Here is a 26297-nt window from a genome sequence, read left to right on the forward strand (position 1 = left end):
CCGATCAGCCACCGGGGACGGGATGGCGCTCGACAGCAATGACATTGCAGCGGCCGCAGCGCTGAGAAGCGCTGCGGACGTCTCCGCGCCTTCCATAGGCGTGAAGAAGCCGAAATTTGATTTCCGTGCCGCGGCCGCAAAAGCGAGCGCCGCGACAGGCCGCTGGCTGTCGCAAAGCTTCATCGGCCGCGTCATCGGAAAAAACCTCCGGCGGCGCATTCTTCTGGCGAACGTCTTGGGGCTCGCCGGCCTGCTCTTTGCGATGCTCTATCTGAGCCTCCATCACGGCTGGCTGCTCGACGCGAAAGTCGACGTCGTAAAAACGGTGTCGCGCATCACGTCGGAGGCGATTGCATATCGGGCGGTCAACGAGCGCGCGATTTTCGATCCGAACCGGATTCCCGAGAAAACGATGGCAAGGGCCCAGCGCGACGATGCGTTCGCCGCGCTCGAATTGCCCATCGATCCGCATCAGGCTGCGATTATCCTGAAAAAGCTTGTGGGCCCTGCGAACCTCAAAGCGCGCATCTATTCCGCCAAGGGAACGTTGATCCTCAACGGCGAGACACTCTTTTCGAACGACGACCCGACCGCCGAAACCGTCACGGTCGCCGCAGACGAACCCGCCCCACGCCTCAAGAATTTTTGGACCCGGCTCCACTATTGGGTGATCAATAAGGAGCTCAAGGTCTATCGCGAGCTTGGAACGGCCAACGGGTTTCTCTACCCGGAAGTGCAGCGCGCCGCGCAGAATGGCGTTGAAACCCCCATTTTGCTGCTCAACCGGCACGGCCAGCAAATCGTGTCGATGGCGGAGCCCATCAAACGCGGCAATAAAATTCTGGGCGTCCTCCTCCTGTCGACAAATCCCGGCGATATCGACGACGTCCTTTGGGACGAACGTTGGCTGATCCTGCAGATCGCGGCGATGGCGCTGCTGGTCGCGATCGGCAGCTCGCTTGTTCTCGAGAGAACCGTTGCAGGGCCGATGCGTCGCCTGTCGGAAGCAGCCAACCGCGTGACGCAGAATATTTCCGCCCGCGAACAGCTGCCGGATCTCACGGAACGCCGCGACGAGGTCGGGCAGACGGGCCGTGCATTCGTCGCGATGACGAACGCACTTTATCGGCGCATCGAAGCCAGCGAGAAATTTGCGGCCGACGTCGCCCATGAATTGAAAAATCCTCTGGCGGCTGCACGGTCGACCGCCGAGGCCCTCGCCTACGCGCGATCCGACGCCGACCGCACCGAGCTCGTGCAAGAGATCCAGACCGAGTTGAAGCGCCTCAACCGGCTGATCAACGACATTTCAAGCACATCGCGTCTCGATGCGGAACTCGCCCGCCAGGAAATGCAGGCCGTCGATGTCCGCACCGTGTTGGACAGCGTCAACGGTCTTTTCTCGGAGATGCTTGCGGACGACACGCGCAGCATCCGCCTCATCGTCGAGCCCGGAACCGCCGCAGCCTACACGGTGCGCGGCAACGACGGGCGCCTCGGCCAGGTCTTCACAAATCTCATCGACAATGCCTTGTCGTTCTCCCCCGAAGGCGGAACCGTCACGGTTCGCGCCAAACTGAACGACAGAAAGATCGAAGTATCGGTCGAGGACGAGGGACCAGGCATCCCGCCGGATAAGCTTGCCCAGATCTTCGACAGGTTTTACAGCGACCGCCCGCAGACCGACGCCAAACGCGGAAAGAACTCGGGGCTCGGCCTATCGATTTCCCGCGAAATCGTCGTCAGCCATAACGGTGAGATTTTCGCAGAGAACCGTGGATCAAGCGGCGTGCAGGCGCCAAGGGGCGCTCGCTTTACCGTCCGTCTGCCGCTGGCGACAGTAGGACCGGGACTTGTCTGGAGAAGTTGAGCGCGTCCACGCGACCGCAATCGCCGTTGGCGGCCGTGTGGCTTTGATCCGCGGAGCTTCGGGTTCCGGCAAGTCCGACCTTGCATTCCGGTGCCTGGGTCTCCCGCTGTCTCCGATCGTTCGCGACAAGGTCCTGCTGGTCTCGGACGACCAAGTCGTATTGAAGCAGGAAGGCGCCTTTCTGCACGCAAGCGCCCCGGCTCAGTTGCGCGGCAAGCTTGAAGTGCGCGGCATTGGCATCCTTGAGGTTGATGCCGTAGGCGAAGGGAACGTCGTTCTCGTTGTCGATCTCGTCCGCGACAGCGCGATCGAAAGGTTTCCAGACCCCTGGCAGTTTGCCCATATTCTAAACTTGGACGTACCGCTTATCAGGTTATCGCCCTTTGAGAGCTCAAGCCCCTTGAAACTTGTAGCAGCCATCGACATGGCCCCTCAGCCACGTGTGCGACCAAAGGCCTGAATGAGGTCCAGAAACTTCTTGCGCCCGCACCAAACACTTGCCAATTTCCGCGCCATACGGCGGCGAAACACGAATTTGCCGCACGAGAATGAAATGGCCCGTCGCTCATGATCGGACTTGTCATCGTCACGCATGGCGGGCTTGCGCAAGAATTTCGCAACGCGCTCGAGCACGTCGTCGGCAAACAGCAGTCGCTGGAAACGATCGCCATCGGCCCAGACGACGATATGGAAGCGAGACGCATGGAAATTTTAAGCGCGGTCCAGCGAGTGGATAACGGCAAAGGCGTAATCGTTTTGACGGACATGTTCGGCGGAACACCTTCCAACCTGGCCATCTCGGTTATGGACGAGACGAAGGCGGAAGTGATCGCTGGTATCAGCCTTCCCATTCTGGTGAAGCTTGCCAGCATTCGCGGCGACACGCCGCTCGAACAAGCTGTCATCATGGCGCGCGACGCCGGCAAGAAATATATCAAGGTCGCAAGCCAAGAGCTTTCCGGCGGCTGAGAACAAACAATGCCTGAACTGGTCAACAGTCTGAAACCGGAAGCAATAGTCATCATCCGCAATGTCAAAGGCCTGCACGCACGGGCCTCGGCGAAGTTCGTCAAATGCGCGGAAAGCTACGAAGCGCACGTCACGGTCACGCACCACGGCAATTCCGTCGGCGGAACATCAATCATGGGGCTGATGATGCTCGCCGCGGGTCCTGGATCCGAGCTCCATATCGTAGCCGAAGGCCCGCAGGGTCCCGAAGCACTCCAAGCTCTCGTCCGATTGGTCGAAGCGGGCTTCGACGAAGAGTGCGTCGGCGACGCCTGATCTCATTCCCTCGAAGACTTCGCACTCGGCGGCGGCTCCCCACAGGAGAGTCGCCGAGTGCAATCAAAAACCCATCACTGAGCCAGATAAAGCGTCGAGATTTTCAGCGCGATATCGCGGAACGCTGCCTTGAGGGCATCGCCGGTCGTCGAGTTGTAGAAGTGATTAGCGTCGGTCGCGCAGTTCTTGAGGGTATTGACAGCAAGCTGACTGTTCCCGAGTTGAAAGCCCACCGTGTAGACTTCAATTCCCTGCGCTTTCATCTGCGTGCATAAAGCGCTAGCCTGCGCGGAAGAACAGCCATTCGTGGCATCGGGGCAACTCGGATTAAGTGGCGGGGTATCGACGTAGTTAACACTGTAGCCGTTGCCGTTGTACTGAGTGTTGAAAACACCATCCGTCATAAGCACGGCGATCTTTTTCAGCTTGTCCGTTCCATAGGCTGCGGGCACGGCATCGGCCGCCACTAAATTCCAAATTGACTTCCATTTGGGAGACAGCATGTACCAGGCCCATGCAGTCCCCAAGTGACCTGCCGTACCGCCGTATGTCGTAAGCCCGGAAATTTTTGTCAGCAACGCGGATGTATCGCTTGTCAACGGCAGAAGCTCGGAACTCGCGTTTGATAGATCGCACGTCGCGGTGAGCGAAGACTTGTTCTTCGAGTTGTCCACCATGAAATACGCATTAGCTGCCGGAGCAGCGTCCGTCGCCTTCTGTGCACCCGTTCGCTCCACGACACAGGGCTTTGACGTACTGCTTGTCAAACTCTGAACTTTCGTGAAAATTTTAGTCGGCAAACGAACATCCGCCGCAAACGGCACGATCGCGATTTTCGACGTGTATTTGCTCTGATCTTTCCAGACCACGATGTTCACGAGATCGCTCGCGGCTGATTTGAGATCCGTCAATTTCTGACCGGCCATCGACCCCGTGACGTCGAGCATCATGCTGACTTCGAGGTTGAGTTCCGCGTTGCCGCCAACCGCAAGAACAGCCTTCGCGTAATCGGACCCGTCGGCATGGAGAAGCGGCAAGGTTTTCACGCCGGCCACACTCATGAACGGGGTCGAGATCTGGGCGTTGCCGTTCGAAATAACTGCCGTTCCGTTGTCGGTGACGGCAAAGTTGATGGTGTCGGAGTTGGAAACGAGCGAGAGGCGGCTTTCGACGGCCTGCTTATAGAACGCCTGCGCCACCTTGATCGCGGCAGCTTGATCGCCGCCGTTGGTCTGAAGTGCACGAGCCCCGGCCAGCACCGCTGCGTCTGTCGCTTCGAGCGTCTGATTGCGCGCGTTGACGAGCCGACCATAATCCACGGCCAACCCAATCAACATGACGAGGACGAGCGTCATGAGACCGAAAAGGATCGCGACGTCGCCCCGCGAATCGGCGGCGAACCGGTAAAAAGCCGTCCTCCCGCTCGGACGCTCCGCTGGGACATCCCCTGCCTTCCAGTAACCGCACAGCGCACGCCGCAGCGAAAAAGACGCGAACTTCATCGACCGACTCCGGTGAATACTTTGAGGTCACCCTGCGGCCCTGTTGATTTATGTCGAATTAATGAGATATTCCGACTTGTTATTGAGATTAACGGGACATTTACTTCAAAAAATTGATTTGAGATAAACTGTATGCTTTGAATTTACTTTTCATTCACACACGAGATCCCGCCGCCGCCGCGCCCATATCGAAGTTGAGCAGGACATAAAGACTTGCTTATATGTTATTGCGTGAGGGGCCCGAGTTCGATATAGCAACGCGCAACGACAGTTTGCGCGGCCTGACAGGCCAAAGCGTGCATGTTCACGCACCACGCAACCCTCCGCATTGCAGGCGCATCCATGAGGAAAAGAGCCCTATGAGCACGAAATTCACGGATTACATCGTCAAGGACCTCGGCCTCGCCGACTGGGGGCGCAAGGAAATTGCCATCGCTGAGACCGAGATGCCGGGCCTCATGGCGACCCGCGAGGAATACGGCTCTTCCAAGCCTCTGAAGGGCGCGCGCATCGCCGGCTCGTTGCACATGACGATCCAAACCGCCGTCCTGATCGAGACGCTGGCAGCCCTCGGCGCCGACATTCGGTGGGTCTCGTGCAACATCTACTCGACCCAAGACCACGCCGCGGCAGCCATCGCAGCTGCCGGCATTCCGGTATTCGCGTGGAAGGGTGAAACCCTCACGGACTACTGGGACTACACACGCAAGCTCTTCGAGTGGGGCGACGGCGGCATGCCGAACCTGATCCTCGATGACGGCGGCGACGCGACGATGTTCGTGCACCTCGGACTGCGCGCAGAGAACGGCGACACCGCCTTCCTCGATAAGCCCGGCTCGGAAGAAGAAGAGGTGTTCTTCGCCCTTCTCAAGAAGACGCTGGCCGAGAAGCCCAAAGGCTGGTTTGCGTCGCTCGCCAAATCCATCAAGGGCGTGTCGGAAGAAACGACGACCGGAGTTCACCGCCTTTATGAAATGCAGAAGAGCGGCAAGCTCCTCTTCCCGGCAATCAACGTCAACGACTCGGTCACGAAGTCGAAGTTCGACAACCTCTACGGCTGCCGCGAAAGCCTCGTCGACGGTATCCGCCGCGGCACCGACGTGATGATGGCCGGCAAGGTTGCGATGGTCGCGGGCTTCGGTGACGTCGGCAAGGGGTCGGCTGCGTCTCTGCGCAACGCCGGCTGCCGCGTCATGGTCTCCGAGATCGATCCGATCTGCGCACTGCAGGCCGCGATGGAAGGCTACGAAGTCGTGACGATGGAAGACGCGGTTCCGCGCGCCGACATCTTCGTGACGGCAACGGGCAACAAGGACATCATCACGATCGAACACATGCGGGGCATGAAGGACCGCGCGATCGTCTGCAACATCGGCCACTTCGACAACGAGATCCAGGTCGCCGGCCTCAAGAACCTGAAGTGGAACAACATCAAGCCGCAGGTTGACGAGATCGAATTCGCGGACGGCAAGCGCATCATCCTTCTCTCCGAAGGCCGCTTGGTGAACCTTGGCAACGCGATGGGTCACCCCTCGTTCGTCATGTCCGCGTCGTTCACGAACCAGACGCTGGCGCAGATCGAGCTGCACATCAACCAAGGCAAGTACAAGAACGAGGTCTACACGTTGCCGAAGCACCTCGACGAGAAGGTCGCAAGGCTCCACCTCTCCAAGATCGGCGCCAAGCTGACGAAGCTCAGCCCCGATCAGGCGTCCTACATCGGCGTCAAGACCGAAGGCCCCTTCAAGGCGGATCATTACCGCTACTAATGGCCGAGTTCCGCTTAGCCGGACCGAAATTGCGCGGCGCCAGGGGAACACTCTGGCGCCGTTTCATTTTGTGGCACCCGCAGCGGTAGCGGCGAGGGCCCCGGCACCCCATACTCGGGGTGATTCGTGCCGCAAGGCCCGGACTCCCATTAGCGTGCCCGCGCATGGTGTGCGGACCGCTTTCATGCCCTACAATGGAACTAAATGCGCACTACGCCCGGCCAGAACCGACGGTTGACGACCCGGCTGCAGCTGGCGCTTCTGCTACTCGCGGCAATGGCCTGCGTCGCCACGATGCTCGCAGTCTTCGTGGGCGGCCACCAGATCGAGTCGAACCAGCTCAGCGAACGTCAGTTGGCCGTCGTCGGCATCGTAGCGGCGGCCGTGTTCATGGCGGGCCTCCTCATCTGGCACATGGGCAGCGTCGCCCGTAAGGAAGCGGGCAAGGCAAAAGCCGAGAGCCAACACCTTCGTCGCAACCTCGCGGCAGCGGACGCCATCATCCGCGCAGAGCCCCAGGTCCTCATATTTTGGGAGCAGGAACAGGCTGTCCGCATTGCCTCTCACACGCTGACCGGAATTCCGGGCCTTCCCGAACAGCACGCAGAAATTCTCCGCTTCGGACAATGGCTCCAACCGGCATCCGCCGACACGCTGAAGACGTCGCTCGACATGCTCTTCACCAATGGCCGTGCCTTCAGCATCATCGTGAAGACGACAGCCGGCGCCGCTATCGAAGCGGAGGGCCGCGCCGCCGGCGGACGCGCCGTGCTGCGCTTCAAGGACGTGTCGACTTACAAAGCCGAAATCGCAAGGATCGATGAGCGCCACGCCGCACTCACGCGCGACGTTCACTCGAGCCGCGCCCTTCTCGACACTCTTCCGATGCCCGTCTGGTTGCGCGATCCGGCCAACCGGCTCATCTGGGTCAACAAGGCGTACGTCAAAGCGGTCGAGGCCGACAGCGAACTCGAGGTCCTGGACCGCCAGATCGAACTGCTCGAGACGCGTCAGCGTAAGCATGTGTTGAAGGCCGTCGGCGCCGGTCAAAGCTATCGCGCGCGCGTTCACCTCATCGCAGGTGGCGAGCGCAAACCCCACGACATCGTCGTCATACCCGTCGACGGCATGATGGCCGGAGCGGCAATCGACGTCACGGATATCGAAACCGCCCAAGGCGAACTCGATCGCCAGGTTGAGGCTTACGACCGGACGCTCGACCGCGTGGAAACCGCCGTTGCTCTGTTCAATCGCGAGCAGAAGCTGGTTTTCTACAACGCCGCCTTCACGAAGCTCTGGTCGCTCGATCCGGAGTGGCTGTCGACGCGTCCGACCGACGCCGACATCCTCGACCGCCTGCGCGAGATCGGCGTTCTTCCGCCGGTCGTCAGCCATCGGGATTGGAAAGCACAGATTCTCGCCGGCTACCGCTCCGGCGCGCCGCTCGAAGATATCTGGAATCTGACGGACGGACGCATCGTCAACGTCATCGCCGAGCAGCGCCCCGATGGCGGCGTCACCTACCTCTTCGGCGACGAGACCGACCGCCTCGCACTCGAAGCCCGCTATAACGCCCTGATCGACGTCCAGCGCGAAACGCTGGACAGCCTCAAGGAAGGCGTCGCCGTGTTTGGCACCGACGGCCGCCTCAAACTGTTCAACCGCGCCTTTTGCGGCATCTGGCATATCCCCGCCGGCAAGCTGAACGAGCTGCCGCATATCGGCGAAATCATCGCCGCGGTCCAGAACCTCTATGATGATGCCGGCACGTGGATGCGCATCGGCCGCGCCGTCACCGCATTCCAGGACGAGCGCGAGACATTCTCCGGCCAGATGATCCGCAAGGACAACGTCGTCGTCGACTACGCGTTGATGCCGTTGCCCGACGGCGCGACACTGCTGACCTACGCCGACGTGACGGACGCAAAGCGCGCCGAACGCGCCCTCGTCGAACGCAACGAAGCACTCGTCGCCGCCGACCGCCTGAAGACGAACTTCATCGGCCATATCTCCTACGAGCTGAGAACGCCGCTGAACACCATCATCGGTTTCTCCGACATGCTCGCAAGTCCGATGTTTGGCGAACTGAACGACAAGCAGAGAGAATATCTCGCCGACATCATGTCCTCGTCGAAGACGCTGCTCGCGATTATCGACGACATCCTGGACCTGACGACAATCGAAGCCGGCGGCCTGGAGCTGAAACTTTCGCCAGTTAACGTCAACGACATGATCCATGCTGCCATTCTCGGCATCCGCGAGCGTGCGGTCCGCTCGCGCCTGACGATCGACATCGCGATCGCCGATGACGTGACGGAGATCATGGTCGACGAAACCCGAATGCGGCAGGTACTCTACAATCTCCTGTCCAACGCAGTCGGCTTCTCGAAAATCAACGGCACCGTGCGACTCGCCTGCTGGCGCCAGGGCGGAAACATCTTTTTCCGGGTCGAAGATGCCGGGATCGGCATCCCGAAAGATCAGATCGGCCGTGTCTTCCAGCGCTTCGAAAGCCGCAGCCGCGGCTCCGAGCATCGTGGCGCGGGTCTCGGCCTTTCAATTGCCAAAAGCCTCGTCGAGCTTCACGGCGGCAATATCGAAATCACCTCGGAAGAGGGTCGGGGAACATGCGTGGTCGTTCGAATTCCTGAACGTCCCGTATCCCGGACATCCGGCGGCGACAGAGACAGGCTGGCGGGCGGCGAGCGCGCAGCATAAAACCGAGCGCGATGACAAACCCGGCATTCTTATTCAACGACCTGACGGAAGGCGACGTCTCGCGAGTGGCGCAAGAGGTCGCGTTCCTCGTGCAGCCCGGAGATACGTTGGCGCTGGAGGGTGATCTCGGCGCCGGCAAATCGACATTTGCACGCGCCCTCATCCGAGCCATCTCGGGCAATCCGTCGCTCGAAATTCCAAGCCCCACCTTTACCCTGGTGCAAGCCTACGAAACTCCACGTTTCGACATCGCACACTTCGATCTCTACCGTCTTTCCGATGCGAGCGAGATCGACGAACTCGGTCTCGACGCCGCCCTGACGCGCGGCATAGCCGTGATCGAATGGCCCTCGAAGGGCGACGACCGCATCCCGCGCGAGCGGTTCACCATTCGCTTCGACGAAACCGGCGCGCCGGACCGCAGAAACGTCAGCATCGGCACACCGGCCGATTTCGTGGCGCGTATCGAGCGCTTCGCGGCGATCCGGGATTTTCTGTCGCGCGCAGGCTGGGGCGAAGCGTCGACGGCCTTCAGCTATCTGCAGGGCGATGCCTCACCGCGCCGCTATGCCCGGCTTCAGAAAGCCGATGGCACCCGCGCGATCCTCATGGACTCGCCGCAACGGCCGGACGGTCCACCGATACGCGACGGCAAGTCCTACAGCGCCATCGCGCATCTGGCCGAAAGCGTCAGAGCCTTCGTTGCAATCGACGGTGCGCTCGCAGCGAACGGACTATCTGTTCCGCGCATACTTGCCGAGGACCTCGCGCAAGGACTGCTGATCATCGAGGATTTCGGCGACGAAGTTTTCGGCGCTGAAGTTTCACGAGGGCGCGATCAAGCCGGGCTCTGGAAGCGCGGCGTCGACACGCTGATAGCAGTGCAGAGCGCTCCTCCGCCGTCACGCATCGTGCTTTCCGATGGCTCGACGTTCGCACTTCCCGAAGCCGACGAGGGCGTGCTGGAAATCGAAACCCAGCTCCTTCTCGATTGGTACTGGCCGGCGCTCCACGGCGAACCTGCGCCCCAACCGGCTCGCGACGCATTCACGGCGCTGTGGAAGAGCACATTCGAGCGCCTGTTGAGCCAGCCGAAGACATGGCTGCTGCGCGACTTTCATTCGCCAAACCTGATCGCGCTCGATGACCGGCCGAGCCCCCGCGACGTCGGCATTATCGATTTCCAGGATGCCATGATTGGGCCCGCTGCCTATGACCTCGTCTCGCTTCTTGAGGATGCGCGGGTCGACGTGCCGGAAAACCTGGAAAAACAACTGCTCGACCATTACGTCGCGGTCAATTCCTCGCGGAACCCGGCATTCGACGAGCCCGAATTCCGCTTCAGCTATGCCGCACTAGGGGCACAACGAAATACCAAAATCCTCGGCATCTTCGCGCGGTTAGCTATGCGCGATGGGAAAAGGCAATACCTGGCCCACATGCCACGGATCTGGGGGTATCTCGAACGAGACCTGCAGCATGAGGCTCTCGCCGGACTGAGAGCATGGTATGACGCAAACCTACCTCGGAGCCTGCGCGCAGAAGCCCTGAAGATCTAACCCGATTTCGGAGACGCTTCACATGACGTCCGCCAAGCGCCCCACGAGCGCTTTCGTACTGGCAGCCGGCAAAGGCGAGCGCATGCGTCCGCTGACCAATACCCTGCCCAAGCCCCTCGTGCCGCTCGACGGCAAACCACTGATCGATCACGTCCTCGATCGTTTGGCCGACGCGGGCATCAAGCGTGCCGTGGTCAACGTTCATTACCTCGCCGACAAAATCGAAAAGCATCTGGCGCACCGCTCCGCTCCGAAAATCACCATTTCCGACGAGCGCGACAAACTTCTCGATACGGGCGGCGGGGCATTGCGTGCGCTGCCGAAGCTCGGCGCAGGACCGTTCGTCATCCATAATTCCGATTCAGTATGGATCGAAGGGCTGGGTTCCAATCTCGACCGCCTGCTGAGCGGTTTCGATGCAGACCTGATGGACAGCCTGATGCTCATGGCGCCTCTCGCCGCGAGCATCGGCTACGATGGCCTCGGCGATTTTCAGATGGACGCGACAGGCCGCCTGACGCGTCAGACCGGACCACGCCTTGCGCCATTCGTCTTCGCCGGAGTTTCAATCGCCCATCCGCGTCTGTTCGAGAACGCGCCAAGCGGGCCGTTCTCGTTGAACAAGCTGTGGGATCGCGCCATCGACAAGGGTAGGCTTTATGGTCTCCGCCTCGAAGGCGTTTGGATGCACGTCGGCACACCCGATGCCCTCAAGGAAGCGGAAGCCGCGCTCAGAGCACCGCTGACGACGAGTTCCGACTGATGCCGGGAAACGTCTTTACCTTGCCGCTCGGAGTGCCGTTCCTTGAAGCGCTTGCACGAGCGATCTTGAACGGCGACCTGCCCACCGCCGGCCGCACTCCACCCGATATTCTGACGCTTCCGAAAATCACGCTACTGCTGCCGACACGCCGCGCGGCACGCGTCGCGCGCGAAGCTTTCCTGGCCGTCGCGAACACGCGTGCGCTGATCATGCCGCGCATTCTGCCGATCTCCGAAGGCGAAGGCGATCTCTCCCTGATCACGAACATTGCCGAACTTGGTCCATCCGGCGCCGAAGCACTGGAGCAGCCGCCCGCGATCAACACGCTCGACCGCATGCTGACCCTGATGCAGCTCGTCGCGCGGTGGCGCCAATCAATGGCGGAAACCGCCTCGCAATCGGGCAACACCACGCTCGGGTCGACGCCCGCTCAAGCAGCCCAGCTTGCCGGTGAACTCGGCAAACTGATGGACGACATCGAACGCGAGAACGTCTCGCTGTCGGGCATTCAATCGCTTGTTCCCGAAGCCTACTCCGAGCACTGGAACAAGACGGTCGAATTCCTGAAGATCGTCACCGAGTACTGGCCGCTCCATCTCGAGGCGCACGGTCTGACGTCTCCCGAAGCCCGCCGCAACGCGCTGATCCTCGCCGAGGCTGACCGCATCTCGAAACTGAAGCCCGACGAGGTCGTGATCGTCGCGGGCGTCACCGGCTCCATACCTTCGACGGTCACGTTGATGCGCGCCGTCGCCGCCCACCCCTCTGGTGCGATCGTCCTTCCCGCTCTCGATCACACGCTCGACGAGGAAAGCTGGAACCAGATCGTGCCGCTCCACCCGGAGCATCCGCAGTTCGGTTTGCGGAAGCTGCTCGACGGCCTCGGCATTTCGAGAAGTGACGTGAAGACATTGCCCGGCGTCAACGTTGACGCGGCCCGCACCGCACGGTCGGCGTTCTTCAGCGAGGCGATGCGGCCCTCCGCGACGACGGCGCGCTGGCACGCATTTGCGGCCAACGCCGACCGCGACGAACTTAAGGCCGCGCTTTCCGGCGTATCATTGATCGAAGCACCGTCCGCACAGGACGAAGCCGAAACCGTCGCGTTGATCCTGCGCGAAGCCATCGAAACGCCCGGCAAAACCGCCGCGCTCGTTTCGCCGGACCGGTTGCTCGCGCGCCGCGTCGCCATCCGTCTCGAAGCCTGGGGCGTCCGCGTTGATGACAGCGCCGGGCGGCCGTTCGCGAAAACCGTCCCGGGCGCGTTTCTCGCCCTCGTCATCAACGCAGTCGTCAGCGATTTCGCACCGGCCGAGACGATGGCGCTGCTGCGTCACCCGCTGTGCCGCGCCGGCATGAAAACCTTCGATATTCGCCGCTTTGCGCGCGCGCTCGAAATCAGCGCCTTCCGCACGGCGTACCTCGGCCGCGGCGTCGAAGGGATTATCGCTGCGCTCGACACGGCAGAACTCGACGATGGCGGCGACAAAAAATTCATGCACGTCGCCGCCCGCCGCCTATGGAACGAAGACCGCGAAGGCGCACGCTTGCTCGTGACGAAGGTTGCAGAAGCTTTCAAACCGCTGACCGATCTCTACGCCGATCAAACGCCGCACACGCTCGCCGATTTCGCCCGTGCCCATGCCGAGAGCGCCGAAGCTCTCGCCGCGCTGCCCGAGGATGAAGCACCCGCATCGAACGGCCAGAACCCGCTTTGGCAGGGCGAAGCCGGCAACGTCGCAAGCCGCTTCTTCATGGAGCTTCTGAAGCCTGAAACACCTGACGTCGAAATACGCGCCACCTATTACGCCGATCTTTATGCGACGCTGCTCGCCAAGGAAAACGTCCGCGAACGTAACGCGGTGCACCCGCGCATTGCGATCTGGGGTCCCTTCGAGGCGCGCCTGCAGCAACCCGACGTGCTGATTATCGGCTCGCTCAATGAAGGCACCTGGCCCGAAGCCGCCGAGCCCGGCGCTTGGCTCAACCGGCCGATGCGCACCGAGCTGGGCCTCCCCTCACCCGAGGAAGAAACCGGCCGCGCCGCGCACGACTTCGTCTCGCTTCTCGGCGCCGAGACTGTCTATCTGACACGCGCCGAAAAAGTCGGCGGCGTTCCGACGGTACCGTCGCGCTGGCTTATGCGCACGACGGCACTCCTCAAAGGCATGAATCTCTTGCCCGCTCTCGAGGCCGATAAACCGTGGCTGGCCTGGGCGCGCTCGAGAGATTGGATCGATCCGGCAAACCAGATTCGCGTCGAGGCTCCGGAGCCAAGGCCGCCCGTCGACGCACGTCCGCGAAAATTGAGTGTGACCGAGATCGAACGTTGGACGAGTAATCCTTACGCGATCTTCGCACGCCACGTCCTGAAGCTCGATCCGTTGCCCGTGCTCGGCGCAGCGCCCGACGCGAGCCTCCGCGGCGGACTGGTGCACAGCGTCATGTCGCAATTTGCGACCGAGTACCCCGGCGCGCTGCCCACCGATCCGCGTGCGGAACTCGAACGCATCGCCACCGCCGTGCTCGAAACATACACGGGACATCCCCGCGTCGCCGCCTTCTGGCTGCCGCGCCTCAAACGCTTCCTCGCATGGTTTGCGATGACGGAGGCCGCTCGGCGCGACGGCGTCCAGGCAATCATCGCCGAGACTTCTGGAAGGCTCGTCCTCGCCACGGGCGTCAAACCCTTCACGCTGACCGCGCGGGCCGATCGCATCGACGACAAGGGCGCGGCGATTATCATTACCGACTACAAGACGGGAGCCGCACCGAGCGACGCAGCCGTCAAGGCAGGACGCTCGCCGCAGTTGCCGCTCGAAGCCGCAATCGCGCTCGGCGAAGTCGGATTTCCGCATCTCAGCGGACATACCGTTGAGGCGTTGCGCTATATCCGCGCTTCAGGCGCCGAACCGCCTGGCGAAGAGCGCACGATCAAATGCGACGACGTCGCTACACTCGCCGCCGAAGCCCGCGCCGGACTTGAACAACTGATCACCGCATTCGATCGCGTGGAAACGCCCTATCGCGCCATCCGGCGGCCCGGCTATCGGTACGATTTCGATGCGTACGCGCATCTCGCACGCGTTGCGGAATGGTCGGCACACGTCGACGAGGAGGCCGCGTCTTGAACCTCGAGATCAAGAAGACCTCACCGGAAGACATCCGCCGCCTCACCGATCAGGCGCAGAGTGGCGCCTCCGACCCGCAAAACTCCGCATGGGTCAACGCCAACGCCGGAACCGGCAAGACGCACGTTTTGACACTCCGCGTATTGCGCCTGTTGCTCGCTGGAACGCGGCCCGAGCGCATCCTCTGCCTCACTTTTACGAAAGCGGCCGCAGCCGAAATGTCGAAACGCGTTTTCGATCGTCTCGCCGGCTGGGTAACGGCCGACGACGAAACACTGCATAAAGATCTTTCCAAAATCGTGGGCGCGCCCGCTTCCGTCGACTTGATGCAACGCGCCCGAACGCTATTCGCGCTCGCCATCGAAACGCCCGGCGGCCTCAAGGTGCAAACTATCCACGCCTTCGCCGAACGGCTCTTGCAGCGCTTTCCGCTGGAAGCGGGCGTGCCGCCGGATTTCAAGATCCTAGACGACCAGGCCGCGCGCGAACTCAAGGCCGACGCGATCGAGGCGACGTTGACCGAGGCGACGGGCGCACCGAATACGTCGCTTGGAAAGGCGCTCGATTTCGTCATTCGCTACGCCGCCGACGCGCATTTCGATCAGCTTATTTCCAAGGCGGTCGAGGAGCGCAAATGGCTCGAAGCGACTGCCCACATTGAGCCCGGCAGGATAGAAGACGGGCTCGCGGCGATGGACGCTCATCTTCGCAAAGAGCTCAACGTGCGTGCGGCCATCGCGGTCGTCGATCTTCATATCGAATGCGCGAACGTTCTCTCGAGAGAAGACGTCCGCGAACTCACGGAGCTGCTCGCGTCCGGCGGCAAAACGGATGCCGGCCATAGCGCAAAATTGATCGGGATGATGGCGCACACCGAGCCCCAGCGCCGCGCGCTTGTTCTCGGCGATTACTTCCTCGTCGACAACGGAGAAGCGCTCCGAAAGAGCCTCATGACGAAGGCGCTTTCCCAGGCGAAGCCGGGCTTGCATGATCGCTGCCAGCAAGCGCAGCAGAATTTCTTCAAACTCTCTCAGGAATTGAGAGCGCTGACGCTGATCGATGCGTCGCTCGCCCTTTATCAGCTCGCCGGCTCCGTGCTGATGCGCTACGCGGCTGCGCGAAATTCCGCCGGCGCGCTCGATTTCGACGATCTCATTCTGAAAACCCGCGAACTTCTGACGAGCGAAAAAGGTCAGGCGCAGTGGGTGCTTTTCAAGCTCGACGGCGGTCTCGATCATATTCTCGTCGACGAAGCGCAGGACACGAGTCCCGAGCAGTGGGAGATCATTTCCGCGCTCGCGCACGAGTTCTTCGCCGATATGGGCGCGGGCGCCGTGACGCGCACGGTATTTGCCGTCGGCGACGAAAAGCAGTCGATCTATTCGTTCCAGGGCGCCGCGCCGAAGATGTTCGCCGAAATGGGCCAGCGTTTCGCAGCGCTCGCGACCGGCGCCAATCTCGCGTGGAGACGCGTGCCGCTTACGCTGTCCTTCCGTACCGTCGCGCCCGTATTGGCGGCTGTCGACCGCGTGTTTGCCGATCCGGCGCGTACGCCAGGATTGACGGCCGACAACGGCAGCATCGACCACGTCGCCAACCGCATCGGGCATGCGGGCCTGGTCGAGATATGGCCGACCGAGATGCCCGACGAAACGGTCGTCGCCGATCCGTGGAACCCCCTTTCCGATACGAACGAGCGTTCGCCGGCTAACCGGCTCGCGGATCGCATCGCGGATACGATCAAGAACTGGATCGACGGGGCCGAGCGATTGCCTTCCGAGAACCGCCCCATTCGCGCCGGCGATATCCTGATCCTCGTCCGCAAACGAAACCCGTTTGCGGTGCCCATGGTCGCGGCACTCAAGCGGCGCGGCATTCCCGTCGCAGGTTCAGACCGCGTCAGACTGACGGATCAGATCGCAGTTCAGGACCTTATCGTCCTCGGCGACTTCTTGACCTTGCCTGAAGACGATCTAGCATTAGCAACCGTTCTGAAGGGTCCGCTCTTCAATCTCAACGACGATCATCTTCTTGAAATCGCGCATGGCCGCAAACGGACGCTCTGGTCCGCGTTGCTCGAAAGCGCGGACACGAATTCCGCATTCAAAGACGCAGCCGAAACGCTGAAGCGCTGGCGCGCCAAATCCGACTTCACGCCACCGTTCGAATTCTTCTCTGGCATTCTCGATCGCGACGGCGGCCGCGAGAAAATGCTGAACCGGCTCGGGCCCGAAGCTGCCGACGTCATCGACGAATTCCTCGACCTCGCGCTCTCCTACGATGAAAGCGATCCGCCGTCGCTCACGCAATTTCTCGCCAAGCTCCGCGACGCGAACCCCGAGGTGAAGCGCGACATGGAGCACGGCCGCGACGAAGTTCGCGTCATGACTGTGCACGGCGCCAAAGGGCTCGAAGCGCCTATCGTCTTCCTACCCGACACCTGCACGACGTCTTCCGGTGACGACGCATCTTCGCGCCTCGTGAAACTTGCGGGACATTCGGTTGCCGAGGAATCCGCCGAAGCGATCGTCTGGTGTGTCAAAGGCACAAATCGCGTTCCGGCCGTCGAAGGGGCACGAAGAGAGAAGGAGCAGGCCGACACGGAGGAGCGCAATCGGCTCCTCTACGTCGCCATGACGCGAGCCAGGGACAGGCTCTACATCGCGGGCTTCGAAACCAAGCGCGGCCGTGCCGATGGCTGCTGGTATGACGTGGCTTCGGCTGCGTTGATCCCGGCCATGGATGAAATCGATCTCGGCGACGGCAAGAAAATTTGGCGCATGGAACGGCCGCAAGTAGCGGACCCTGAAAAGCCGAAGCATGAAAAGCGAGCCGAACAGAGCGCGTTTGCCAGGCCCGGCTTCGCAACGCGCCGCGCGCCGGCCGAACCAAAACTTTCCGTGCCGCTCGCGCCCTCTCGTCTGGAACCCTATGCACCCGATGCCGAGGGCGAGCCGCGCGTCCCAGTCAAACAGGACGCTGCAGCGACAAACGACATGCCCTCGCCGCTCAGTGTCGGGGGCGCCAATCGGTTCTTGCGCGGAACGATCACGCACGCGCTCCTTCAGCATCTGCCCTCGATTGCGGTGGACCAGCGCGAGATGATCGCGACCGCCTTCGTCGACAAACGCGGCGCAGCTCTGCCAGTGAGAGTGCGCGCGAGCATCGTGAAGGAAACGCTCGCCGTTTTAGAGCATCCGAGTTTCGCCGCGATCTTCGGAGCCGACAGCGTTGCTGAAGCCCCGATCGCCGCCGTCATACCGCGGCCGAACGGCAAGGGACCGGCCCTCGACCTCTCGGGCCAGATCGACCGCTTGGCGCTGACCGAAGGCGAAGTTCTCATCGTCGATTACAAGACCAACCGCCCGCCGCCAGCGGACGTGCGCCAAGTTGCAGACGCCTATCTTTATCAGCTTGCGGCATATCGGCTGGCGCTCAGAGAAATCTATCCTGGCCGGATCGTGCGGGCTGCGCTGCTCTGGACGGATGGCCCCCGACTCATGGAAATTCCGGGTGACATCCTCGATCTTTATACGGTCCGTCTTTGGGACCTCGATTGGGGGAGCCTTGACGCTTCCTGACCTAATCCCTACTTCATGGATCGGTTTTTCATTTGCCCGCCGACGGGCGGCAAGTCGGGGATCGGCCGATAGTACCGGCCCGAAAATGGAGCATAATCAATGTCTAACGCAGTGACAGACGCCAGCTTCGAACAAGAAGTCCTGAAGGCCAGTGAACCGGTTCTCGTCGATTTCCACGCGACGTGGTGCGGGCCGTGCAAAGCCATGGCGCCCGCTCTCGATCAGGTCGCCAAGGAGATGACCGGCAAGGTAAAAGTCGTGAAAATCGACGTTGACGAGAACCCGCAAGTCACCGGTCATTACGGTATCCGAGCGATGCCGACGCTGCTGATCTTCAAGGGCGGCAAGGTGGCTGCCCAGCACACCGGCGCGATCGTGCAGAAGAAAAAGCTCGAAGACTGGATCACGTCGAGCGTCGCCGCTGCCGTTTAAGGCGCGCACGAGTCACGATACATGTGAAATTGAAAAACCCCGCCGAACGCGGGGTTTTTTATTTTTGGAATTTTCTTTCGGGACCGGCCCGATCAGTCCGTGATCTTGTCCGCGGCCGGCACGACGACGGCAAATATATCGTTGAGCGCCGCGAGGCTCGCTTCGTGAAGATCCTTTGCCGAAATAACGCCGCCGGAAGGATTGGGAAGCGAGCGGGTCGCCGTCGCATTGCCGACTACTGTTGCGCGATAGCCGTGATTGAAAGCGGCCCGCGCCGTCGAATTCACGCACACGTGCGTCATGAACCCGGCGATGGTCAATTCCTCGACGCCATAGCCTTTCAGAAGCTCATCGAGGTTCGTCTTTTCGAACGAGCTCGGATAGTTCTTCACGACGACAGGCTCGCCTGCTTTCGGACTAACGACGTCTGCGATGGCGCCGATACGGTCGTTGATGTCGTAAGGCGATCCGGCTTCGTCAGCGTGCTGAATGTGAATGACGGGTCGCCCGGCATCGCGGTAACGCTTCAGGAGACCCTGGCATTCAACGAGCGCGGGCTCGACGCCCTCGAGCTGCGTCACGCCTTCGCGATACGTATTCTGGCAATCGATGAGGATCAGCGCAGAGTTGGCCACGCGCGCAGGCGTATAGCCAAGCCCCGTGAGGTCGCGCAGTGTCCGTGAAACCGTCATCGGTTATTCTCCCGAATTTGAATGGATTGAAACGCCTATAGAGGCGGATGTTCGACGCCGCTCGGCGGCGGACCCAGAGCATCGAGTTCGTCGTTTTCCGCATCCGAATAGACGCGCGACCGCGTCAGGAAGCGAACGCCCTCCGGACTTTCGACCGAGAAACCCGATCCGCGTCCCGGCACGACATCGATGAGGAGCTGCGTGTGCTGCCAGTATTCGAATTGCGACCGGCCCATGTAGAACGGCTGGCCGCCGATCTCGCCCATGTACACGTCTTGCGCGCCAACCTTGAACTCGGCCCGCGGATAGCACATCGGCGCGCTGCCATCGCAGCAACCGCCCGATTGATGAAAGAGCAGCGGTCCGTGAATACCCTCAAGCTTCTTGATCAGCGTCAGAGTATCGGGTGTGGCCGTCACGCGATTGACCATCTGGCTCGCCTCCGTGTTGAGAAAAAGGGCATGCACCGGAATCGGCGCATGCCCTTGGATCTTACGCGAGGCTGGGCATCAGAAGAAGCCGAGAGCCTTCGGGCTGTAGCTGACGAGCAAGTTCTTCGTCTGCTGGTAATGGTCGAGCATCATCTTGTGCGTCTCGCGGCCGATACCCGACAGCTTGTAGCCGCCGAATGCAGCGTGCGCCGGATAGGCGTGATAGCAGTTCGTCCAGACGCGACCTGCCTGGATGCCGCGGCCCATCCGATAAGCCCGCGTTCCGTTACGCGTCCAGACGCCCGAGCCGAGGCCATAAAGCGTGTCGTTGGCGATTGCCAGCGCTTCCGCCTCGTCTTCGAAAGTCGTGACGGAGACGACCGGCCCGAAGATTTCTTCCTGGAACACGCGCATCTTGTTGTGGCCTTCGAGCACGGTCGGCTCGACGTAGTAGCCGTTCGCAAGCTCGCCGCCGAGGGTCGCGCGACGGCCGCCCGTCAGAACGCGAGCGCCTTCGCCCTTGCCGATCTCGATGTAGCTGAGAATCTTCTCGAGCTGATCGTTGGAAGCCTGTGCGCCGATCATCGTCGAGGCATCCATCGGATGACCCTGCTTGATCTTCACGACGCGCTCCAAAGCCCGCTCCATGAACTTCTCATAGATCGAGCGCTGGATGAGCGCGCGGCTGGGGCACGTGCAAACCTCACCCTGGTTCAACGCGAACATCGTGAACCCTTCGAGGCACTTGTCGAAGTACTCGTCGTCGGCGTCCATGACGTCGGCGAAGAAGATGTTCGGCGACTTGCCGCCGAGTTCCAGCGTGCACGGAATGATGTTCTCCGATGCATACTGCATGATGAGACGGCCCGTCGTCGTCTCGCCCGTGAACGCGATCTTGGCGATACGCTTGTTCTGGGCAAGCGGCTTGCCCGCTTCGATGCCGAAGCCGTTGACGATGTTCAAGACGCCCTCAGGGATGAGGTCGGCGATCAGATCGGCGAGAACCATGATCGACATCGGCGTCTGCTCGGCGGGCTTCAGCACAACGCAGTTACCGGCTGCGAGCGCGGGAGCGAGCTTCCAGACTGCCATCAGCAGCGGGAAGTTCCACGGAATGATCTGCCCGACGACGCCTAGCGGCTCGTGGAAATGATAGGCGACGGTGTCGTGATCGATTTCAGCGATCGAGCCTTCCTGTGCGCGAACGCAACCGGCGAAATAACGGAAGTGGTCGATCGCCAAGGGAAGATCTGCATGCGTTGTCTCGCGGATCGGCTTGCCGTTGTCGATCGTTTCGACGAGGGCGAGGATGTCGAGATTTTCTTCCATACGGTCGGCGATTTTCGACAGCACGCGGGCACGCGCCGCGGGAGACGTATTGCCCCAAGCCTCTCTCGCCTTATGCGCCGCGTCGAGCGCGAGTTCGATGTCTTCGGCGGTCGAACGGGCGATCTCGCAGACCTGTTGTCCGGTGATCGGCGTTACGTTGGAGAAGTACTGGCCGCGTACAGGAGCGACCCACTTGCCGCCGATGAAATTATCATAGCGCGACTTGATGATCTGCCGCCCTTTGAGCTTGTCCATTGCTACATGCTGCATCGTGCATCTCCTCCGAATGACGCCTAAACGGCGATCTTGTTGGTGTTGGAGTTCTCTAGAGTTGCTCTGTTACGCTTTGGTCCAGCAAGCCTCTACTTGTCAGTTGGTAGGTCGGCTTTGCGTCGCCATTGGCCGTGGCCGACATTGTCCCACCAACCTAGCGATTTTTGTGACCTTTCGAACTGTAAATATCGAATGCGAGCGAAGCACTTTGACCTTGCGCAACGAACGCCGTTTTAGCCGAGTTTATTCGAGGCCTTTGTGCAATAAAAGTACATAGCCTGCAAGATAGAGCGATCCGCATATGAGAACGCGCTTCGGCCCCTTCGAGAGCCCGGCGATCGTTTGGAGCGCATCAACCACGTTCTTGCGATCGGCCGCCTGCATTCCGGCACCGCGCGCGACCTCGGCCAGGTTCTCTTCGCTGTGCGGCGCCTCGTGGGCTCCGGGGATCGGAACAGTGTAGATGGCCCGCACAAGCCCCCGGAAAGGCGCAAGAAAACCCAACGCATCCTTCTGGCCCATCATCCCGACGATCAGATAGACGGGCTTGGGTGACTTCTCATCGAGCGTTGCCAACGTATCGGCAAGCATATCTCCGGCCGCCGGATTATGACCGCCGTCGAGCCACAGTTCGGTCTCGTCGCCAAGAATGTCCGCCAGGGGCCCCGACGTCAGGCGCTGCATCCGCGCCGGCCATTCGACGGCACGAAGTCCGGCTTCGAGAGCCGCCTCGTCGATCGCAAGGGACGGTATTCTTTCGCCAAGCGTCAGCGCAGCCGCCACTGCTGTACCGGCGTTGATGATCTGATGCCGCCCGATGAGCGCCGGCAACGGCAAGTCGAGCAGGCGGTCGTTCTGCTGCACGATAAGACGGCCTGTTTGCTCGTAAGCGTCGTAATCGCGACCCCAGACGGTTAGCGGCGCCTGGACTGCCCGCGAGCGCGATTCAAGGACAGTCAGAACGTCATCGGTTTGCTGCGAGATGATCCCCGGAACGCCGCGCTTCAGAATGCCGGACTTTTCGAAAGCGATCTTCGCGAGGGTCGGACCGAGCTTCTCGGCGTGGTCCATCGAGATCGGCGTGATGATGGTGAGCGCGGGCTCGGCAATGACGTTCGTCGCGTCGAGCCGGCCGCCGAGTCCGACTTCGAGTAGGAGAACGTCGGCCGGCCGTTCGGAAAACGCCAGAAATGCCGCCGCTGTCGTGATCTCGAACTGCGTGATGTCCTCGCCGTCGTTCACCGCTTGGACGCGCGTCAGAACATCGACAAGCGTGTCTTCGTCGATCGGATGCGATTTACCGTCACCTCCGGCAAGCGAAATTCGCTCGTGAAACCGCACGAGATGAGGCGAGGTATAGACGTGCACGCGTTTTCCGGCAGCTTCGGCAAAAGCGCGAAGATACGCCGTAACCGAACCCTTGCCGTTGGTGCCCGCGATGTGGACCACCGGCGGAAGCTTCGTTTCGGGATGTCCGAGCTTCGCAAGCAGCCGCTCCACGCGGCCGAGCGAAAGGTCGATCAGCTTCGGATGCAAGAGCATCATGTCGGCCAATAAAGCGTCGCTTGTAGGCCGTGTCGTTGACGAGGTCATGCCCCGTAATACCCTCGAGAAGTGCTAGGCGCCGCGAGGCGCATCTTTGGGATTTGCGGATGTTGACGATCCCGCCTCATCGCGTTTGGGCTTGTCGCCCTTGCCCGGCTCGAAGCGTTGGCTGTTCGGCACAGCCTCCGGCTCGACGACGCCGCTTTCCCGTGCGGCCGTCTCGATGACTTTGCTATCGACTGAAGCGCCGTTGACGTACGGCTTGCCATTCATCTTGCGTGTGTCTTTTGCCTTCGTCGCGTGCACCCCGCTCATCAGGAGTTTGCAGACGCGTGCGAGCGTCTCCCGCATCTCATGACGATGCACGACCATATCGATCATGCCATGCGAAAGCAGATATTCGGCGCGTTGGAAGCCGTCCGGCAACTGCTCGCGGATCGTCTGCTGAATGACGCGCGGACCCGCGAAGCAAATAAGCGCGCCGGGCTCCGCGATATGGATATCTCCGAGCATCGCATAGGAAGCGGTCACGCCTCCCGTCGTCGGATCGGTCAGAACGACGATGTAGGGAAGCCGCGCATCACGAAGACGTTGCACGGCGATGGTCGTACGCGGCATTTGCATGAGGGACAGGATGCCCTCCTGCATGCGCGCACCACCCGAGGCCGCGAAAAGAATAAATGGCGTTCTGAGATCGAGCGCGCGCTGCATGCCGGCGATGATCGCCTCGCCTGCAGCCATGCCGAGCGAACCAGCCATGAAACGGAAGTCCTGAGCAGCAGCGACAACCGGCCAACCATCAAGTTCGCCTTCGCCGACGAGAACCGCATCGTCGAGCTTCGTCGCAGCCTTCGCGTCTTTCAGTCGATCCGTGTACTTGCGGCCGTCGCGAAACTTCAGAGGATCTTGCTGCACGGTCGGCACCGGGACGGTGCGATACTCTCCGCCATCGAACGTATGCTGCAGGCGCTGCTGCGAGCCCATGCGCATGTGATAGTTCGAGCCAGGCACGACGAACTGGTTGGCCTCGAGGTCTTTGTAAAAGACCATCTGACCCGACTCCGGGCATTTCACCCAGAGGTTATCCGGAACGTCGCGTTTCGCCGTCGATAAGAGCCCACTGATCTTTGGGCGGACGACGTTGTTAATCCAATTCACGTGTTCTTGGCTCCTTGTAAGCCGCAGCGGGTGCCTATCGCTTTAACGTGCGGGCACAATGGCAAGCTCCTCGCAGTCCGCCATTTCTAGCGCCTCTCGAGGGACCGGCGCCAGGACAATGCCCAAAATGGGGTGCAGAAGGCCCTCTCCAATAGAACTTATCCAGGGAAAGCGCTAGTCGGCCGATAGTGCCAGGCTCAATTCCTTGACGAGTTCCGCCACGCCCTTCCGCGTGCCTTCGGTTGCCTCGCCCTTTGGTCCCAGAGACTTTTCTATAATGGAAACAATGGCCGAACCGACGACCACGCCATCGGCCCCCTTCGAGATTGCCCGCGCCTGCTCGCCGGACCGAACGCCGAAGCCCACCACGACCGGTAAGGGCGTCTCGGCCTTGATCGCCTTCACTTGAGCGTGAACATCGTTAACGACAGGCGCAGCGGCGCCAGTGATGCCCGTGATCGAAACATAGTAAACAAAACCCGACGTATTCTTCAAAACCGTCGCCAAACGTACCTTGTCCGTCGTCGGGGTGGCGAGCCTGATGAAATTCAGCCCCGCCGTAAGCGCGGGAAGGCACAGCTCGTCGTCGGCCTCAGGCGGCACGTCGACGACGATGAGGCCGTCGACGCCCGCGGCCTTCGCATCCTTGATGAAGCGCTCGTTGCCGTAGACGTAGATCGGATTGTAGTAGCCCATCAGCACGATTGGCGTCGTGTTGTCGTGCGCGCGGAAATCGCGAACCATCTGCAGCGTCTTGATCATGTTCTGACCGGCCTTCAGCGCCCGCTGCGACGAGGCCTGAATTGCCGGACCGTCCGCCATCGGATCGGAGAACGGCATGCCGAGCTCAATGATATCGGCGCCGGATTTGGCGAGATCGCCGAGAATCTGCGCGCTCGTTTCCGGATCGGGGTCGCCCGCTGTAACGAACGTGATGAGTGCCGGCCGGTTTGCTTTTTTCAGTGCTTCGAAGCGGGCATCGATGCGCGTGACGTGCTTGGTCATCTTAGATCTTCATCCCAAGATGTTTGGCGACCGTGGCGAGATCCTTGTCGCCTCGGCCTGAAATATTGACGACGAGAAGGTTGTCCTTCGCCAAAGTCGGCGCAAGCTTCTTCACAAGTGCCAGTGCGTGGCTGGATTCGAGCGCCGGAATGATGCCCTCAAGCCGCGTGCAGAATTGAAGTGCCTCGAGCGCTTCTTTGTCCGTGGCTGGGACGTAGGTCACACGCCCGATAGTCTTCAGCCACGAATGCTCCGGCCCGACGCCCGGATAGTCGAGCCCCGCGGAGATTGAATGGCCTTCGAGGATTTGGCCGTCGCTATCCTGCAGCAGATAAGTGCGATTGCCGTGCAGGACGCCGGGCGAGCCTCCCGTCATCGACGCTGCGTGGCCGTTCTCGACATCGATCCCATGGCCGCCGGCCTCCACGCCGTAGATCGCGACACCCGGGTCGTCCAGGAACGGATGGAAAATGCCGATAGCGTTCGAACCACCGCCAATGCAGGCAACGATGGTATCCGGCAGGCGGCCTTCGGCTTCCATCATCTGCTTGCGCGTCTCATGGCCAATGATCGCCTGGAAGTCGCGGACCATGGCCGGATAGGGATGCGGACCCGCTGCCGTGCCGATGAGATAGTAGGTATCGCGAACGTTGGTGACCCAATCGCGCAGCGCTTCGTTCATCGCGTCTTTCAACGTGCCCGCGCCCGACGTCACCGGATTGAGTTTCGCGCCGAGCAACGTCATGCGCGCTACGTTGGGCGCCTGACGTTCGACGTCGGTCGCGCCCATGTAGACCTCGCACTCCATGCCGTACTTTGCGCAGACCGTCGCAACGGCGACGCCGTGTTGACCCGCCCCGGTCTCCGCGATGATCCGCTTCTTGCCCATCCGGCGCGCGAGCAGGATCTGCCCGAGGCAGTTATTGATCTTGTGCGAGCCCGTGTGATTGAGCTCTTCGCGCTTGAAGTAGATTTTCGCGCCACCGAGTTCGGCCGTCATCCGCTCCGCATGATAGAGCGGGCTCGGCCGGCCGGCGTAATGCAGGTTCAGAAAATCGAGTTCCCGCTGGAATTCCGGATCGGCTTTCGCAGTCTCATAAGCGCGCTCGAGTTCCAGGATCAGCGGCATCAACGTTTCGGCAACGAAACGCCCGCCGAATATGCCGAAAAATCCCCTGTCGTCGGGACCCGTGGCGTAGCTGTTGAGCGCGGCCTCCGCTGCTTTCTTAGATTTCGTTGCCATTGAAAGCCTCGC

General features: G+C 61.2%; 19 protein-coding genes. 11 read left to right on the top strand and 8 right to left on the bottom strand.

What is annotated here, in order from left to right; all coding sequences use genetic code 11:
- Positions 1-22: 22 nt before the first annotated feature.
- The 4 genes from K2Q04_RS14015 (at position 23) to K2Q04_RS14030 (ending at position 3154) form a co-directional block, all read left to right on the top strand.
- On the top strand, positions 23-1870 hold the full coding sequence (locus K2Q04_RS14015) for a stimulus-sensing domain-containing protein (RefSeq protein WP_291164913.1): 1848 nt from the start codon (positions 23-25) through the stop codon (positions 1868-1870).
- A 37-nt stretch (positions 1871-1907) separates the two neighbouring features.
- Positions 1908-2330, top strand: coding sequence for an aldolase (locus K2Q04_RS14020; protein WP_291164953.1), 423 nt, complete (start codon positions 1908-1910; stop codon positions 2328-2330).
- 107 nt (positions 2331-2437) lie between these two features.
- Positions 2438-2839, top strand: a complete 402-nt coding sequence (locus K2Q04_RS14025; protein WP_092863489.1) for a PTS sugar transporter subunit IIA — start codon at positions 2438-2440, stop codon at positions 2837-2839.
- Between the two features lie 9 nt (positions 2840-2848).
- On the top strand, positions 2849-3154 hold the full coding sequence (locus K2Q04_RS14030) for an HPr family phosphocarrier protein (RefSeq protein WP_291164915.1): 306 nt from the start codon (positions 2849-2851) through the stop codon (positions 3152-3154).
- A gap of 74 nt (positions 3155-3228) precedes the next feature.
- Here the strand turns inward: K2Q04_RS14030 and K2Q04_RS14035 are convergent, their stop codons facing one another.
- Complete coding sequence (locus K2Q04_RS14035; RefSeq protein WP_291164917.1) at positions 3229-4656, bottom strand: pilus assembly protein; 1428 nt, start codon at positions 4654-4656, stop codon at positions 3229-3231.
- 359 nt (positions 4657-5015) lie between these two features.
- On the opposite strand from K2Q04_RS14035, the gene ahcY reads away from it, so the two are divergent.
- The 7 genes from ahcY to trxA all read left to right on the top strand — a co-directional run bounded on the left by ahcY (position 5016) and on the right by trxA (position 18609).
- The gene (gene ahcY / locus K2Q04_RS14040; RefSeq protein ID WP_291164919.1) at positions 5016-6425 is read left to right on the top strand and encodes an adenosylhomocysteinase; all 1410 of its coding nucleotides are present in this window, start codon (positions 5016-5018) and stop codon (positions 6423-6425) included.
- A 204-nt stretch (positions 6426-6629) separates the two neighbouring features.
- Positions 6630-9143 carry an ATP-binding protein gene (locus K2Q04_RS14045; protein WP_291164921.1) on the top strand — a complete coding sequence of 838 codons (2514 nt, stop codon included), beginning with the start codon at positions 6630-6632 and terminating at the stop codon, positions 9141-9143.
- An 11-nt stretch (positions 9144-9154) separates the two neighbouring features.
- Positions 9155-10702, top strand: a complete 1548-nt coding sequence (tsaE, locus tag K2Q04_RS14050) for a tRNA (adenosine(37)-N6)-threonylcarbamoyltransferase complex ATPase subunit type 1 TsaE (RefSeq protein ID WP_291164923.1) — start codon at positions 9155-9157, stop codon at positions 10700-10702.
- Between the two features lie 22 nt (positions 10703-10724).
- Positions 10725-11465, top strand: coding sequence for a nucleotidyltransferase family protein (locus K2Q04_RS14055; protein WP_291164925.1), 741 nt, complete (start codon positions 10725-10727; stop codon positions 11463-11465).
- Positions 11465-14596 (top strand): double-strand break repair protein AddB, encoded by a 3132-nt coding sequence (gene addB, locus K2Q04_RS14060; protein ID WP_291164927.1) that lies wholly within the window; start codon positions 11465-11467, stop codon positions 14594-14596. Before K2Q04_RS14055 ends, addB begins: the two co-directional genes overlap by 1 nt.
- Positions 14593-18177, top strand: a complete 3585-nt coding sequence (addA, locus tag K2Q04_RS14065; RefSeq protein ID WP_291164929.1) for a double-strand break repair helicase AddA — start codon at positions 14593-14595, stop codon at positions 18175-18177. The genes addB and addA overlap by 4 nt, the downstream gene beginning before the upstream one ends.
- A gap of 99 nt (positions 18178-18276) precedes the next feature.
- The gene (trxA, locus tag K2Q04_RS14070) at positions 18277-18609 is read left to right on the top strand and encodes a thioredoxin (RefSeq protein ID WP_291164931.1); all 333 of its coding nucleotides are present in this window, start codon (positions 18277-18279) and stop codon (positions 18607-18609) included.
- Between the two features lie 92 nt (positions 18610-18701).
- On the opposite strand, the gene K2Q04_RS14075 is transcribed toward trxA, so the two are convergent.
- From K2Q04_RS14075 to trpB, 7 genes are all read right to left on the bottom strand, one after another.
- Complete coding sequence (locus K2Q04_RS14075) at positions 18702-19301, bottom strand: cysteine hydrolase family protein (protein WP_291164933.1); 600 nt, start codon at positions 19299-19301, stop codon at positions 18702-18704.
- A 35-nt stretch (positions 19302-19336) separates the two neighbouring features.
- Positions 19337-19732: a DUF779 domain-containing protein gene (locus K2Q04_RS14080; protein WP_291164935.1), complete on the bottom strand. Its 396-nt coding sequence runs from the start codon at positions 19730-19732 to the stop codon at positions 19337-19339.
- A gap of 78 nt (positions 19733-19810) precedes the next feature.
- Complete coding sequence (adh, locus tag K2Q04_RS14085) at positions 19811-21331, bottom strand: aldehyde dehydrogenase (protein ID WP_291164937.1); 1521 nt, start codon at positions 21329-21331, stop codon at positions 19811-19813.
- A 246-nt stretch (positions 21332-21577) separates the two neighbouring features.
- Complete coding sequence (locus tag K2Q04_RS14090) at positions 21578-22927, bottom strand: folylpolyglutamate synthase/dihydrofolate synthase family protein (RefSeq protein WP_291164939.1); 1350 nt, start codon at positions 22925-22927, stop codon at positions 21578-21580.
- A 24-nt stretch (positions 22928-22951) separates the two neighbouring features.
- Positions 22952-24037: an acetyl-CoA carboxylase, carboxyltransferase subunit beta gene (accD, locus tag K2Q04_RS14095; RefSeq protein WP_291164941.1), complete on the bottom strand. Its 1086-nt coding sequence runs from the start codon at positions 24035-24037 to the stop codon at positions 22952-22954.
- A gap of 174 nt (positions 24038-24211) precedes the next feature.
- Positions 24212-25042 (bottom strand): tryptophan synthase subunit alpha, encoded by an 831-nt coding sequence (gene trpA / locus K2Q04_RS14100; RefSeq protein ID WP_291164943.1) that lies wholly within the window; start codon positions 25040-25042, stop codon positions 24212-24214.
- Between the two features lies 1 nt (position 25043).
- Positions 25044-26285 carry a tryptophan synthase subunit beta gene (gene trpB, locus K2Q04_RS14105; protein ID WP_291164955.1) on the bottom strand — a complete coding sequence of 414 codons (1242 nt, stop codon included), beginning with the start codon at positions 26283-26285 and terminating at the stop codon, positions 25044-25046.
- Between the last annotated feature and the right edge of the window lie 12 nt (positions 26286-26297).

Origin of the sequence: Hyphomicrobium sp. (assembly GCF_019753045.1) — a bacterium.
Lineage (GTDB): Bacteria > Pseudomonadota > Alphaproteobacteria > Rhizobiales > Hyphomicrobiaceae > Hyphomicrobium_B.

What these genes read in the sequence shown, in the direction of transcription:
- K2Q04_RS14015 (WP_291164913.1), top strand. Translation starts at nt 23, where the DNA reads ATGGCGCTCGACAGCAATGACATTGCAGCGGCCGCAGCGCTGAGAAGC.
- K2Q04_RS14025 (WP_092863489.1), top strand. Translation starts at nt 2,438, where the DNA reads ATGATCGGACTTGTCATCGTCACGCATGGCGGGCTTGCGCAAGAATTT.
- K2Q04_RS14030 (WP_291164915.1), top strand. Translation starts at nt 2,849, where the DNA reads ATGCCTGAACTGGTCAACAGTCTGAAACCGGAAGCAATAGTCATCATC.
- K2Q04_RS14035 (WP_291164917.1), bottom strand. Translation starts at nt 4,656, where the DNA reads ATGAAGTTCGCGTCTTTTTCGCTGCGGCGTGCGCTGTGCGGTTACTGG.
- ahcY (WP_291164919.1), top strand. Translation starts at nt 5,016, where the DNA reads ATGAGCACGAAATTCACGGATTACATCGTCAAGGACCTCGGCCTCGCC.
- K2Q04_RS14045 (WP_291164921.1), top strand. Translation starts at nt 6,630, where the DNA reads ATGCGCACTACGCCCGGCCAGAACCGACGGTTGACGACCCGGCTGCAG.
- tsaE (WP_291164923.1), top strand. Translation starts at nt 9,155, where the DNA reads ATGACAAACCCGGCATTCTTATTCAACGACCTGACGGAAGGCGACGTC.
- K2Q04_RS14055 (WP_291164925.1), top strand. Translation starts at nt 10,725, where the DNA reads ATGACGTCCGCCAAGCGCCCCACGAGCGCTTTCGTACTGGCAGCCGGC.
- addB (WP_291164927.1), top strand. Translation starts at nt 11,465, where the DNA reads ATGCCGGGAAACGTCTTTACCTTGCCGCTCGGAGTGCCGTTCCTTGAA.
- trxA (WP_291164931.1), top strand. Translation starts at nt 18,277, where the DNA reads ATGTCTAACGCAGTGACAGACGCCAGCTTCGAACAAGAAGTCCTGAAG.
- K2Q04_RS14075 (WP_291164933.1), bottom strand. Translation starts at nt 19,301, where the DNA reads ATGACGGTTTCACGGACACTGCGCGACCTCACGGGGCTTGGCTATACG.
- K2Q04_RS14080 (WP_291164935.1), bottom strand. Translation starts at nt 19,732, where the DNA reads ATGGTCAATCGCGTGACGGCCACACCCGATACTCTGACGCTGATCAAG.
- adh (WP_291164937.1), bottom strand. Translation starts at nt 21,331, where the DNA reads ATGCAGCATGTAGCAATGGACAAGCTCAAAGGGCGGCAGATCATCAAG.
- K2Q04_RS14090 (WP_291164939.1), bottom strand. Translation starts at nt 22,927, where the DNA reads ATGACCTCGTCAACGACACGGCCTACAAGCGACGCTTTATTGGCCGAC.
- trpA (WP_291164943.1), bottom strand. Translation starts at nt 25,042, where the DNA reads ATGACCAAGCACGTCACGCGCATCGATGCCCGCTTCGAAGCACTGAAA.
- trpB (WP_291164955.1), bottom strand. Translation starts at nt 26,285, where the DNA reads ATGGCAACGAAATCTAAGAAAGCAGCGGAGGCCGCGCTCAACAGCTAC.